The following is a 12,678-nucleotide window of genomic DNA, read 5'->3' as shown; positions in this document are numbered from 1 at the left end:
CCTAAACCATCACGTTCAACTGTACACTTTTTAAAAAAGAGAGTATAATTATCCAGAGGTGATCTATTTGGGAAATTGTATAAAATAGGTGAACTGGCAGACATCAGTAAAGTATCTAAGCGCACGATTGATTATTATACGAGGATTGGCCTGCTTGAATGCACGAGGTCAAGCAGCAATTATCGTTACTATGACAACAGTGCCCTTGAAAATTTAAAATTGATCGAGCAATGCCAGCGAATGCACATGACCCTTGAGGAAATCAAGCATAGATTAAAACTAAAAAAATCAAACAGTATAGATTATCATGCTTTTGAAAAACAAGTTGATCATATTAAAGATGAAATGAATCATTTAAATGGCGAAATCAAGGATATTCTTCAAGTTGCAAACGAACTTAATGAGGAAGAAAAGAAAAGAGTGCTGAGCAGAATCTCTCCTCAAGCAGCAGCACTGCTGCAGTCGCTCGTCATGTTTTCGGGTTGAGTTTTGAAGATAAGGCTGTTTACATTTAGATTTGGATTTAGGAAGAAGGGCCGCTTGGGTACAATGGATTTCTTTCTTGCTTACCAGGATTTTTATGTGAATTAGCTATATCTCTCACAACAAGTTTTTAGGAAGAAGTCATAGGTTATTACGAATATTTTAGGAGAGTGACGATTTTTTGGACGATTTACCACTGTATTCATTGATTTTATTAGGAGTATTAATACTGCTTTCTGCCTTTTTTTCTTCTGCAGAAACAGCTTATTCAAGTGTTAACAAAATCAGGTTAAGAAATTTTGAAAGTGAAGGATTAAGGGGAAGTAAAAAGGCACTTTTCATAGCGGAAAACTTCGACCGGGCCCTCTCTACCATTCTGGTGGGAAATAACATTGTAAATATTGCGGCGGCAAGTATTTCGGCCAAAATGGCAACCGACCTTTTCGGTGGGAATACCGGCTTAGTGGTTAGTACATTTGTGATGACATTGCTAATCCTTATATTCGGGGAAATCCTTCCAAAATCATTGGCAAAAGAAAATGCCGAAAGTTACGCTTTATCCATTTCGGGAATTCTCTACCTGCTTATTAAAATTCTTACGCCTGTTAATTTCTTTTTTATTAAGTTGAAAGAATTAGTATCAAGAGTATTTTCCAAAAATGAAGCCATGCCATCCGTTACTGAGGAAGAACTAAAGGTGATGCTTGATATCAGTGAAGAAGAAGGGGTTATTGACAAGGAAGAGAGAGAATTGATACACCGCTCAATGGATTTTGACGATATCATGGTTTCTGAAGTATTGACCCCTCGGATTGATGTGAAAGCTGTTGAAGTGAACCAATCGGTTGATGAGATAAAAGAAATGTTTTTTGAAGAACGATTCTCACGCATTCCCGTCTATGAGGACCATATTGACAACGTAATTGGAATTCTATCTGAGAAAGAATTTTTTACACATCTCCTAAAATACGGGGAAGTGAATATCAGAGCGTTGATCCGGGAGCCGATGTTTGTATTTGAATCCGCAAAGATTTCCACTTTGCTGTCCAGGCTGCAAAAAGATAAAGTCCATATGGCAATCGTAGTCGATGAATTCGGAGGCACAACAGGCCTTATCACACTTGAAGATATACTGGAAGAGATCGTCGGCGAGATTTGGGACGAGCAAGATGAAACCATTCACTCGATGACGAAGATCAGTGATAATGTTTACAAGTTTGATTCACAATTCCAGCTTGACGAGTTTACCGAGTTGCTAAATCTGCCTGAACCTGACAGCTCTTATCACACTGTAGGCGGTTGGGTAGTGGAAAGCTTCGAAGAAATACCTTCTGAAGGTGAAAGCTTTGATTATGAAAATGTGAAAGTGACTGTAGAAGAAGTGGACAATCGCAGAATCCGGACAATTAAAGTAGAAGTCGCTGAAGAGGCTCCTGCAGAGTGATTTACAGGCAAAAAGGGTTAAAGGACGATAGTTTATGAGCTATCGTCTTTTTTGATTTCGTATATTTGAATTCCGTTGGCGACCTCAGTTCATATGGGTTATATTCTTCAGTCGGGGGAGCAGCTGCAATCGCGGGTTCCCTCATGACAAAGTTGCAGCCGGTTACTGCCAATTTTATAGGACATGACTTAATGAAGCTTAATAGTTGAATAGTGATGGTTGCCTTCACGAAAAAAGAGGATAGCCCATATAAGAGCTATCCTTCATCTAGGGAGTTTAGGGGTATGGATCTAGATGTATTTTTATAGTACCCGGCATTCAGGGTAATAAACCTGCAGGTTGAATTTTTTAATAGGCTTCTTTCACAAGAATTGTGGTTTATTATTTTGAATTTCTTTAGTGTTGAAAGAAAAGGGTGGGTTGAAGCGAAGGTCCGTGAACCCCTGAGCGATCAGTAGGACATCTATTCTAAACTCCAAGCCTCTCGGAGAAGAGACTTGGAGCGAGCGGAAATCAACTATCTCCTTATAATAGCAACAATATATACTTAAAGAGCCCTTATTTCAATGCAACAATGTTTACAAAACAACATGCCTGTTTAGCTCTTAATCCAGAAGACAATGATTAGAAAGATAATTTGATTGATTACAGACATGTAAAATTGATATGATATAGGTATCGTCATTAGCATTTTACACGGATGCTGATCTTAGGAAAAAGGAGAGAGTAACATGGAAATGGATTTCGACCTATTTATGAATGATATTGTTCGCCAGGCTCGTCAAGAGATGGAGATTTCAGGATATAAGCAGCTTACGACTGCAGAGGAAGTAGAAGACACGCTTTCACAAAAAGGAACGACTCTTGTCATGATCAACTCAGTATGCGGTTGTGCCGGCGGTATTGCCCGTCCAGCAGCAGCTCATGCCATTCATTATGATAAGCGCCCTGATCATCTGGTAACTGTTTTTGCCGGACAGGATAAGGAAGCTACGGCAAAAGCACGCAGTTACTTCACTGGATACCCGCCATCCTCTCCTTCATTCGCTTTATTGAAGGATGGAGAGATATTGACTATGGTAGAGCGTCATGAAATTGAAGGGCATGACCCTATGTCGGTTGTCAATAAGCTTCAAGGCTACTTTGACGAGTATTGTGAAGAAGTATAAGGTGTAAAAAAAGAGTGATCCATTCACTCTTTTTTCTTTTGTCGGTTGAGAGGGATATAAAGTACATAAGAATTTTATAATACCCAAGTTGGTAACACTATCAACTAAGAATGATATAACAGGAGCTGCCGTCTATGTTTCGTATAGGTTATCGCACAGCCAAAACCGCTGTTGGAACAGCTGTCGCCATTTTGATTGCTCAATGGTTGGGTCTTGAAAATTTTGCATCTGCCGGTATATTGACAATCCTTTGCATCCAGGATACAAAGAAAAAATCACTGAAAGCAGCGTGGAGCCGATTTCTGGCCTGTCTTTTGGCCATTGTTTTTGCTTCAATCCTTTTTGAATTATTGTTTTATCACCCCCTGATTATTGGGTTGCTGCTTTTATTTTTCATTCCGACTACGGTCATGCTAAAAATCACACAGGGCATTGTCACAAGCAGTGTTATCATTCTTCATATTTATTCAGCTTATCATGTTACGTTGGATCTGATAGTGAACGAGCTTGGCATCATTGCGATTGGGATCGGGATAGCGCTCCTTGCCAACCTCTATATGCCGAGTGTGGAAAATAAGCTGATCGCATACCAGGAACAAATTGAAGAGAATTTCCACCGGATTTTTTCGGAAATTGTACGCTACTTGAGAACGAATGAAGACAGGGGATGGGCCGGACAAGAAATCACCGAGGTAGAAGAGCTCATTAATGAAGCCAAAACTTTAGCGTTTAAAGATGTAGAGAATCACTTCCTGCGTCATGAAAATCTTTATTATTTATATTTTAAGATGAGAGAAAAGCAATTCGACATTCTTCAGCGGCTTCTTCCTCTCGTCACTTCGATTTCAACCAAAATCGAGCAGCGGGAAATGGTCGCTGATTTTATGGAAGAACTGAGTGAACATATCCACCCTGGTAATACCGCCTTACTGTACCTGAAAAAACTATATGATATGAAACTGAAGTTTGAGGAAATGGATCTCCCGAAAACGAGGGAGGAGTTCGAGGCAAGAGCCGCCCTATATCAATTCATCAAAGAGATGGAGGATTATCTGCTCATCAAAAGCTCGTTTAAAGGTATCAGGCAGCACAAAGAGAATGAGATGATGCCCAAAGAAGCAAACTAATTCCTACTAAGCCTTGAGAGGGTGTGAAGGGAATGCGTTTGCTTCTTTCCATTATACTGGTTGTGTCCCCGATTTGGCCGCTCGGCAAGAATCCCTTACCGGGTGACCCATTCTTAATTGTTAACAAGCAGACGAACATGTTGGCCTATATCCAAGGGGAACAAATTCGGCAGCAGTCTAGTGTAGCAACTGGAAAAACTGAGGATTTGACCCCGCAGGGACTCTTTACGATTATTGTAAAAGCGAGAGACCCATATTATCGTAAGTCGGATATTCCAGGCGGAGATCCGAAAAACCCCCTTGGAACCCGATGGATGGGCTTCGATGCTGACGGGACAGACGGAAGGATCTACGGCATCCATGGCACAAATAACAATGAAAGTATCGGTAAGTACATTTCGAATGGCTGTATCAGGATGCACAACTCCGAAGTGGAAGCTCTATTTGACAAAGTGCCGTCCGGTACGAAGCTATTGATCGTGAAGACCGGGAAGTCTTTTGAAGAGCTTGCTAAGGAATTTGGTGCTATGAGATGACTAGGATAATTTGATGAGGACTTTCAAGACCATGAAAGCTCGAAATGCGAATCTAAAGTGTCTTGAGTGAGATTCTCAAGGGCATGAAAAGCCGGAATGCCCCAGAAAAAGGTCTTGAGCAGAGTTCTGGCATAAAGATTCCACAAAGTAAAAAGGGTCCATCCATTCAAACAGGAATGGATGGACCCTTTTTATGCTTTTTATAAGAACATGGACAGTCCCATCATGATAGTAGAAGTAATCATAGCGAATAACATTACATACACAACTGTTTTTTGAAGTTTTTTGTTTCTCATTTTTTCAACTCCTGTAGAGAAAATCCTGTACCATCCTTATTTTATCTTCACTTGCCCCTTATGACAACCCCTCATATGATTGAAATCGCTTACGGAAATTTCCCTTTTTTGCAGGAAAATGCGTTATTTTATCGAATAAAGTACATGTTAAGCTTCTTTAGAAAGGGGAGATATCTTTGAAAAAAGTCGATCATATTGGAATAGCTGTAAAATCTATTGAGAATGCACTGCCTTTTTATACGGAAACGCTCGGACTGTCTCTTCTTCAAATTGAAGAAGTAGAATCTCAAAAGGTAAAGGTAGCTTTTATAGATGGAGGAAATATCAAGCTTGAGTTACTGGAACCGCTTGATGAGTCAAGCCCGATTGCCTCATACATAGTCAAAAGAGGTGAAGGAATACATCATGTTGCCTTTGGAGTCAGCGGTATCCAGGAGCGGATAGATGAGCTGAAGGAGAAAGGTGTAAACATGATCAATGAGCAGCCGAAACCCGGTGCGGGTGGTGCGCAAGTGGCATTCATGCATCCAAAATCCGCTCACGGAGTTTTATATGAACTTTGTGAGAAGACAAACATCAAGGGGGAGTAATCATGGATATTTATGAAAAGATAAATGAATTATATGACCGCCGCAGAGAAGTCGAGCTCGGCGGCGGAGATAAGCGTATTGACAAACAGCATGAAAAAGGAAAGCTCACGGCAAGGGAACGAATCGATATTTTGGTCGATGAAGGATCTTTTGTAGAGCTTAACCCATTTATTGAACATAGAAGTACAGATTTCGGTCTTGATGGGGTGAAAGGACCTGGAGACGGCGTTGTCACCGGGTACGGAAAAGTGAATGGTAGACCGATTTATTTGTTCTCACAGGACTTTACCGTTTTCGGCGGAGCGCTTGGTGAGATGCATGCCAAGAAAATTGCCCATGTCATGGACTTGGCTGTGAAAAATGGGGCTCCATTTATCGGCCTTAATGATTCCGGAGGGGCGCGCATTCAAGAAGGGGTCGTGTCACTTGATGGATATGGACATATCTTCTACCGCAATTCCATTTATTCTGGAGTGATACCGCAAATTTCCGTTATCATGGGACCTTGTGCTGGCGGAGCGGTGTACTCTCCGGCCATCACGGATTTTGTATTTATGGTGGATAAAACAAGCCAGATGTTCATCACGGGTCCAAAGGTTATTGAAACCGTAACGGGTGAGAAAATCAGCTCAGAAGACCTTGGCGGATCGAAAGTACATAATACGATCAGCGGCAATGCCCATTTCAGAGGGGCAACGGAAGAAGAAGTTCTCCATTCGGTAAGAGAGTTGCTTTCCTATCTGCCGCAGAACAATGAAGAAAAACCGCCTATGTTAAAGGCTGATGAGAACGATGACTATCGTCCGGACCTTACGGACATCATCCCGTTTGATGCCATCCGTCCGTACGATGTGAGAAAGGTCGTTGAACAGGTTGTAGACGAAGGCTCCTTCATGGAAGTTCAAAAAGAGTTCGCGAAGAACATTGTTGTAGGTCTTGCGCGAATCAAAGGTGAAGTGGTGGGACTTGTTTGCAACCAGCCAAAAGTGATGGCAGGAGGCCTGGATATCGACTCTTCGGATAAGGCTTCGCGTTTCATCCGTTTCTGTGACAGCTTCAATATCCCGCTGATCACATTTGAAGACGTGACCGGTTTCTTCCCTGGGATCAAGCAGGAGCACGGCGGAATCATCCGTCATGGAGCGAAAATCCTTTATGCTTACTCGGAGGCAACTGTTCCAAAGATGACGGTGATTCTTCGTAAAGCATATGGAGGCGCTTATGTTGCACTAAACAGTAAGTCAATCGGTGCCGACCTTGTCTACTCATGGCCGAATGCTGAAATTGCTGTAATGGGACCTCAGGGTGCAGCCAATATCATCTTTGCAAGAGAAATTCAAAACAGTGAGAATCCGGAGGAAGTCCGCGAACAGAAAATTGAAGAATATCGCGAGAAGTTTGCCAATCCGTATGTTGCTGCAGCAAGAGGGATGGTAGATGATGTCATTGATCCCCGTGAGACGAGGATTAAACTGATTCAAGGTCTTGAAATGATGAGGAACAAAAAAGAGGAACGTCCGAAGAAGAAGCACGGCAATATTCCGCTCTAACCGCAGAATTGTAAACATTTGTAGACCTTCACTATAAGAGATATACTATTCTAGTGACTACATAACTGGAGGTAAAGTATGATTAATCATGAACGTTTACTGAATGAATTTTTAGAATTGGTACAGATTGATTCTGAAACGAAATATGAAGCGGAAATTGCCAAAGTCCTGACAAAGAAATTTGAAGACCTTGGTGTCGAGGTTTATGAGGATGACACAATGGAGCAGACAGGCCACGGAGCTGGTAACCTGGTTTGTACTCTTCAGGGTACTAAAGAAGGCGCGGACACGATCTACTTCACTTCCCATATGGATACAGTCGTTCCTGCAGCAGGCGTCAAGCCTTCAGTGAAAGACGGATACGTGTATTCTGATGGCACAACGATCCTCGGTGCAGATGATAAGGCCGGGCTTGCGACAATGCTTGAAGCGGTTCGTGTATTGAAAGAACAAAATATCCCTCATGGCACTATTCAATTCATCATCACAGTTGGTGAAGAATCAGGACTCGTTGGTGCCAAGGCGCTTGATGCTTCTCTTGTGACAGCAAAATATGGCTTTGCCCTTGATAGTGACGGTAAAGTCGGCAACATCATCGTTGCTGCACCTACCCAGGCAAAAGTAAGGGCGACAATCAATGGAAAGACCGCCCATGCAGGTGTTGCTCCTGAAAAAGGTGCTTCTGCAATTACTATGGCTTCCAAAGCAATCTCAAGAATGCCTCTTGGAAGAATCGATGAAGAGACAACAGCCAATATCGGACGCTTTGAGGGCGGCGGGGCAACAAACATCGTTTGTGACAGAGTTGATATTCTTGCTGAAGCACGTTCGCTGGTTCCAGAAAAAATGGAAGCGCAAGTAGCGAAAATGAAAGAAGCGTTTGAGTCTGCTGCTAGTGAATTGGGCGGAAGTGCAGAAGTTGAGATCACGGTTATGTACCCTGGTTTCAAATTTGGCGAAGGCGACCATGTAGTGGAAGTTGCACGCAAAGCTGCCCAAAAAATCGGACGTCCAAGCGAATTGCTGACAAGCGGCGGCGGAAGCGATGCCAACGTCATTGCCGGATTCGGCGTTCCGACAGTGAACCTTGCTGTTGGTTATGAAGAAATTCATACGAAAAATGAAAGAATGCCAGTCGAAGAGCTTTCCAAACTTGCTGAAATGGTGATTGCCATTGTTCAGGAAGTTGCAGGAGAGTAAATAAGAATGTATAACAGACTCCGTTTTAAACTGCGGGGTCTGTTTTTATTTGGCTGGAGAAAAATAAAGGGTACTCTCATATATGAAAGGTTGATTCTTAAAATGATAAACGTGCAATGATATTTAACTCTATTTACAAAAAATGAAACAGAACAAAAATATCACACCTATTTTTACAACAGAACCCAAACTCTAACCTAGACTGATTGGAGAGGTCATGCACCAGGAGCGGAAATCATAGCACTATTTCTGTGTGGTTTTATTATGATTCCTCCTGTAATTTAGTAGCTAATTGTCTGTAAGTAATTAAGGTAAACTATCATTTTCTCTTCCGGTACCCAACTCCATAAGATTTATATCAGTTCCTATTTTTAAAACACAAACTTTCATTTCTATGGTAAATTAGACTTATACATAGATTACTGAATCTTGACCTATTGAAGGAGCGTTAGTATGGATATAAACAATAAAGCCGTCATTTTTCATTCCGGCAGAGAAGAGTATGCAATCCCGGTCGGTCATGTAATTTCCATTGAGAAACCTGAGAACATCACACCCATTCCCCAGCTGCCTGATTATGTATTGGGCATTATGAAGGTAAGGGGAGAGCTTGTTCCGGTCATCGATTTTGCGAATATCCTATATGGCCTACAGGAATCGGTAGAGGATAAAAAACTGATCGTTTTAAAATCGGAAGTTCTCTCACTAGGGATTGTCGTTCATGAAGCAAAAGAAATAATGGATATTCCTGAAGGGGCGCTGACACAGGTTGGATTGATGGCGTATTCCCGCACAAAATTTTTCTCCGGTGTCATCAACCTGGAAGACAGGCTGATTACTATGATTGATCCGGATATCCTTGTAGAAAGCCTGGATGGAATTAGAGAAATTCAAGATTATATGAAGACCCATCAATAAGAAAAATGCATGTCATGTGACATGCATTTTCTTATGCTCGAACAAGTGTGCTTAACCGTTTATTGTAGTACACTAAGAGAAAGGGGAGAAGAGCTTGTCTTCTCCCAATGAGTATACGGAAAAAGGGCTGGTTTCTCATGCATCCTCACTATCCCAAAAAGGGAAAAGTCATCCTTCATGTTGATATGAACAGCTTTTACGCTTCAGTTGAAGCGGCATATAATCCAGAACTAAAGGGAAAGCCCCTTGCCATTGCAGGAAACCCTGATGAAAGACGCGGAATCATTGTCACTTGCAGTTATGAAGCGAGAGGGTTCGGAGTCAGGACAACCATGCCGCTATGGGAAGCAAAAAAGCTTTGTCCACAGCTGATCATCATGCGGCCGAATTTTGACCGGTACCGTGCCGCCTCACAAGGAATGTTTGAAATCTTGAGGCAGTATTCGCAGCTCGTTGAACCGGTTTCCATTGATGAAGGATATGTCGATATAACGGACAGTTATTCCTTGGGCAGCCCGTTAGTTATCGCAGAATCCATTCAAAACCAAATTCTTTCTCAGCTCGACCTGCCGTCAAGTATCGGCATAGCACCCAATAAGTTCCTGGCCAAAACTGCTTCCGATATGAAAAAGCCGTTGGGAATCACCGTTTTGAGAAAAAGGGACCTGCCGGAAAAAATCTGGCCTCTTGATGTAAAAAAAATGCATGGAATCGGGGAAAAAACGGCCCAAAAATTATACTCCATGGATATCAAGACCATAGGGGAACTGGCTAAAGCCAATGAAATACCCCTGAAGTCTCAACTTGGAATCAATGGCTTGCGCTTAAAAGCAAGGGCAAACGGCAAAGATGACAGGCCGGTTGATCCTGATTCAGTGTACGATTTCAAAAGTGTCGGTAATTCTACCACGCTTCCGAGAGATACGGCCAATCAAAAAGAATTGTTGAACACCTTAAATCAACTTTCAGCCAAAGTGGCTTCCCGGATGAAATCCAAAAATATTCTGGCCTCAACGGTGATGCTCACGATGAGGTTTAAGGACCGCAAGACGATTACAAGGAGTAAGAAACTAAAGAATCCTGTCGGTTCCCCGGATGATATTTTTGCAGCAGCCAGAACCCTGTTTCTTCAACATTGGAACGGTAATTCAATACGACTTCTTGGAGTGACGGGGCAAGACCTCTTAGAGCGGGATGATGCTGCCCTCCAGCTCGATATTTTTTCATTTGAGGAACATGCCAAGAAAGAACCCCTTTACCAGACAATCGAGAAGCTGCAGGATAAATTCGGTAAAAAGATGATTCAAAAAGGAGTCACAGCCAAACAAGATAAAAGGGATCCGCATCATGATACTAGTTTTAATAAGGATTTCCTGCGGGAAGATAAATAGGATATATTGTTCGGTTATTTTAAGCATTACAATGTCACACTAAAGATAAGGTGTATTGTTTGCACTCCAGATAAAAATTTTGTTAAATTTATAAGGATTGTTTACTTAACTAAATACAATAGGAAAGGACGTTTGAACATGTCGAAACAACAAATCGGTGTGATCGGCCTTGCTGTAATGGGTAAAAACCTGGCATGGAATATCGAGAGCAGAGGATATTCAGTGTCTGTTTATAATCGTTCACGTGAAAAAACGGATGAAATGCTTCAAGAATCGGAAGGAAAAAATGTAGTTGGTACATATAGCATTGAAGAATTTGTACAGTCTCTTGAAACTCCCCGTAAGATTCTACTTATGGTGAAAGCTGGAGGACCTACTGATGCTACCATTGAACAGCTTAAGCCTTATCTTGATAAAGGGGATATCCTGATTGACGGAGGAAATACTTTCTTCGAGGACACTCGCAGAAGAAATCATGAGCTTAGCGAATCCGGTATTCACTTTATTGGTACCGGCGTTTCAGGCGGAGAAGAGGGTGCCCTTACCGGTCCGTCCATCATGCCTGGCGGACAAAAAGAAGCTTATGAGCTTGTAGCGCCAATCTTCAAAGATATTGCTGCAAAAGTAAACGGTGAAGCTTGTACGACTTACATCGGTCCAGACGGTGCCGGTCACTATGTGAAAATGGTGCACAACGGCATTGAATATGGAGACATGCAGCTGATTGCCGAATCTTATTTCCTGCTGAAGAACGTATTGGGATTCAGCGCAGAAGAACTGCATGAAACATTTGCTGAGTGGAACAAAGGAGAGCTTGACAGCTACCTGATTGAAATCACGGCAGATATCTTTACGAAAAAAGATGATGAAACAGGCAAGCCGATGGTTGACGTCATCCTGGATAAAGCAGGACAAAAAGGTACAGGGAAGTGGACAAGCCAGAGTGCGCTTGATCTTGGTGTGTCCCTTCCAATCATTACGGAATCCGTATTTGCCCGTTTTATTTCAAGCATCAAGGATGAGCGTGTGAAGGCAAGCAAAATCCTGGCAGGACCCGAATCAAAGCCATTCGAAGGTGACAAAGAAGCATTGGTTGAGTCCATCAGAAAAGCTCTATATATGAGCAAAATCTGTTCTTATGCACAAGGGTTTGCGCAAATGCGTGCAGCTTCCGAGGAGTACGGCTGGGATCTGAGCTACGGCGAAATCGCGATGATCTTCCGCGGCGGATGCATCATTCGTGCCCAGTTCCTGCAAAAGATTAAAGAAGCTTATGACAAAGAGCCGGGTCTTTCCAATCTGCTGCTTGATGATTACTTCAAGGAAATCGTCGAGAGCTACCAATACGCTCTCCGCGATGTAATCTCAACTGCAGTCCAAAATGGTGTCCCTGTACCAGGCTTCTCAGCAGCACTTTCATACTATGACAGCTACCGTACGGAAACTCTGCCTGCGAACCTTATCCAGGCGCAGAGAGACTACTTCGGTGCCCATACGTATGAGCGTACTGATAAAGAGGGAGTCTTCCATACTGAGTGGATGTCTGAATAATTTAGAAGTCTCTACTATTCATTAGTATAGTCGGGTTTGTAAAAGAACGTCCGTATAGTGTAATTTATAAGGATCAACAAGGAAAAAAGCTTGGAGTCATTTGATTCCAAGCTTTTTTTATCTCAAAATAAGCACTGGTTAGCGATTTCTGTATATTAAGTTAAGCTCCCAAAATAAGGGGAGGATTTCCCCTTATTAAGGAAATATAATGAAAAAATGATTAAATAGAGGAGAAAATTCCCTCTATTTAATCCAAAACCATAAAAATGGACCATTTTCCTTTGCAATAACGGGAAAAACTCCCCTTATATCCCCGAACCTAGCCCTATTCTGCAGGATAACGGGAGAAATTCCCCTTATATAAACAATTAGAGGTTAATGATTCTGCTGCAATTATTTTTCTCTCATAAATCCCCCCACGCT

12 protein-coding genes are annotated in these 12,678 nt (G+C 42.1%); 11 read left to right on the top strand and 1 reads right to left on the bottom strand.

What is annotated here, in order from left to right:
• Positions 1 to 75: 75 nt before the first annotated feature.
• The 5 genes from V1502_RS14160 to V1502_RS14140 all read left to right on the top strand — a co-directional run bounded on the left by V1502_RS14160 (position 76) and on the right by V1502_RS14140 (position 4,759).
• Positions 76 to 486, top strand: a complete 411-nt coding sequence (locus tag V1502_RS14160; RefSeq protein ID WP_409251288.1) for a MerR family transcriptional regulator — start codon at positions 76 to 78, stop codon at positions 484 to 486.
• Positions 487 to 664: 178 nt separating this feature from the next.
• Complete coding sequence (locus V1502_RS14155) at positions 665 to 1,927, top strand: hemolysin family protein (protein WP_409251287.1); 1,263 nt, start codon at positions 665 to 667, stop codon at positions 1,925 to 1,927.
• A 731-nt stretch (positions 1,928 to 2,658) separates the two neighbouring features.
• On the top strand, positions 2,659 to 3,096 hold the full coding sequence (locus V1502_RS14150) for a BrxA/BrxB family bacilliredoxin (RefSeq protein WP_409251286.1): 438 nt from the start codon (positions 2,659 to 2,661) through the stop codon (positions 3,094 to 3,096).
• Between the two features lie 134 nt (positions 3,097 to 3,230).
• A complete protein-coding gene (locus V1502_RS14145; protein ID WP_409251285.1) occupies positions 3,231 to 4,223 on the top strand; it encodes an aromatic acid exporter family protein in 993 nt (330 codons plus the stop codon).
• 32 nt (positions 4,224 to 4,255) lie between these two features.
• Positions 4,256 to 4,759 (top strand): L,D-transpeptidase, encoded by a 504-nt coding sequence (locus tag V1502_RS14140; RefSeq protein ID WP_409251284.1) that lies wholly within the window; start codon positions 4,256 to 4,258, stop codon positions 4,757 to 4,759.
• Between the two features lie 200 nt (positions 4,760 to 4,959).
• Here the strand turns inward: V1502_RS14140 and prli42 are convergent, their stop codons facing one another.
• Positions 4,960 to 5,055, bottom strand: coding sequence for a stressosome-associated protein Prli42 (gene prli42, locus V1502_RS14135; RefSeq protein WP_409251283.1), 96 nt, complete (start codon positions 5,053 to 5,055; stop codon positions 4,960 to 4,962).
• A gap of 176 nt (positions 5,056 to 5,231) precedes the next feature.
• Between prli42 and mce the strand changes: the two genes are divergently transcribed.
• The 6 genes from mce to gndA all read left to right on the top strand — a co-directional run bounded on the left by mce (position 5,232) and on the right by gndA (position 12,255).
• The gene (mce, locus tag V1502_RS14130; protein WP_409251282.1) at positions 5,232 to 5,645 is read left to right on the top strand and encodes a methylmalonyl-CoA epimerase; all 414 of its coding nucleotides are present in this window, start codon (positions 5,232 to 5,234) and stop codon (positions 5,643 to 5,645) included.
• 2 nt (positions 5,646 to 5,647) lie between these two features.
• A complete protein-coding gene (locus V1502_RS14125) occupies positions 5,648 to 7,195 on the top strand; it encodes an acyl-CoA carboxylase subunit beta (RefSeq protein ID WP_409251281.1) in 1,548 nt (515 codons plus the stop codon).
• Positions 7,196 to 7,273: 78 nt separating this feature from the next.
• Positions 7,274 to 8,395, top strand: coding sequence for a tripeptidase T (locus V1502_RS14120; RefSeq protein WP_409251280.1), 1,122 nt, complete (start codon positions 7,274 to 7,276; stop codon positions 8,393 to 8,395).
• 453 nt (positions 8,396 to 8,848) lie between these two features.
• Positions 8,849 to 9,313, top strand: coding sequence for a chemotaxis protein CheW (locus tag V1502_RS14115; RefSeq protein ID WP_409251279.1), 465 nt, complete (start codon positions 8,849 to 8,851; stop codon positions 9,311 to 9,313).
• 137 nt (positions 9,314 to 9,450) lie between these two features.
• Positions 9,451 to 10,704, top strand: coding sequence for a DNA polymerase IV (locus V1502_RS14110; RefSeq protein WP_409254352.1), 1,254 nt, complete (start codon positions 9,451 to 9,453; stop codon positions 10,702 to 10,704).
• 138 nt (positions 10,705 to 10,842) lie between these two features.
• Positions 10,843 to 12,255, top strand: a complete 1,413-nt coding sequence (gene gndA, locus V1502_RS14105; RefSeq protein WP_409251278.1) for an NADP-dependent phosphogluconate dehydrogenase — start codon at positions 10,843 to 10,845, stop codon at positions 12,253 to 12,255.
• Positions 12,256 to 12,678 lie beyond the last annotated feature (423 nt).

This window comes from Rossellomorea sedimentorum, from assembly GCF_046237645.1.
In the GTDB taxonomy this organism is placed as follows: domain Bacteria; phylum Bacillota; class Bacilli; order Bacillales; family Bacillaceae_B; genus Rossellomorea; species Rossellomorea sedimentorum.
The sequence above is the reverse complement of the archived record's forward strand: the minus strand, read 5'-3'. Positions and strand labels throughout refer to the sequence as shown.

What these genes read in the sequence shown, in the direction of transcription:
- V1502_RS14150 (WP_409251286.1), top strand. Translation starts at nt 2,659, where the DNA reads ATGGAAATGGATTTCGACCTATTTATGAATGATATTGTTCGCCAGGCT.
- V1502_RS14145 (WP_409251285.1), top strand. Translation starts at nt 3,231, where the DNA reads ATGTTTCGTATAGGTTATCGCACAGCCAAAACCGCTGTTGGAACAGCT.
- V1502_RS14140 (WP_409251284.1), top strand. Translation starts at nt 4,256, where the DNA reads ATGCGTTTGCTTCTTTCCATTATACTGGTTGTGTCCCCGATTTGGCCG.
- prli42 (WP_409251283.1), bottom strand. Translation starts at nt 5,055, where the DNA reads ATGAGAAACAAAAAACTTCAAAAAACAGTTGTGTATGTAATGTTATTC.
- V1502_RS14125 (WP_409251281.1), top strand. Translation starts at nt 5,648, where the DNA reads ATGGATATTTATGAAAAGATAAATGAATTATATGACCGCCGCAGAGAA.
- V1502_RS14120 (WP_409251280.1), top strand. Translation starts at nt 7,274, where the DNA reads ATGATTAATCATGAACGTTTACTGAATGAATTTTTAGAATTGGTACAG.
- V1502_RS14115 (WP_409251279.1), top strand. Translation starts at nt 8,849, where the DNA reads ATGGATATAAACAATAAAGCCGTCATTTTTCATTCCGGCAGAGAAGAG.
- V1502_RS14110 (WP_409254352.1), top strand. Translation starts at nt 9,451, where the DNA reads ATGCATCCTCACTATCCCAAAAAGGGAAAAGTCATCCTTCATGTTGAT.
- gndA (WP_409251278.1), top strand. Translation starts at nt 10,843, where the DNA reads ATGTCGAAACAACAAATCGGTGTGATCGGCCTTGCTGTAATGGGTAAA.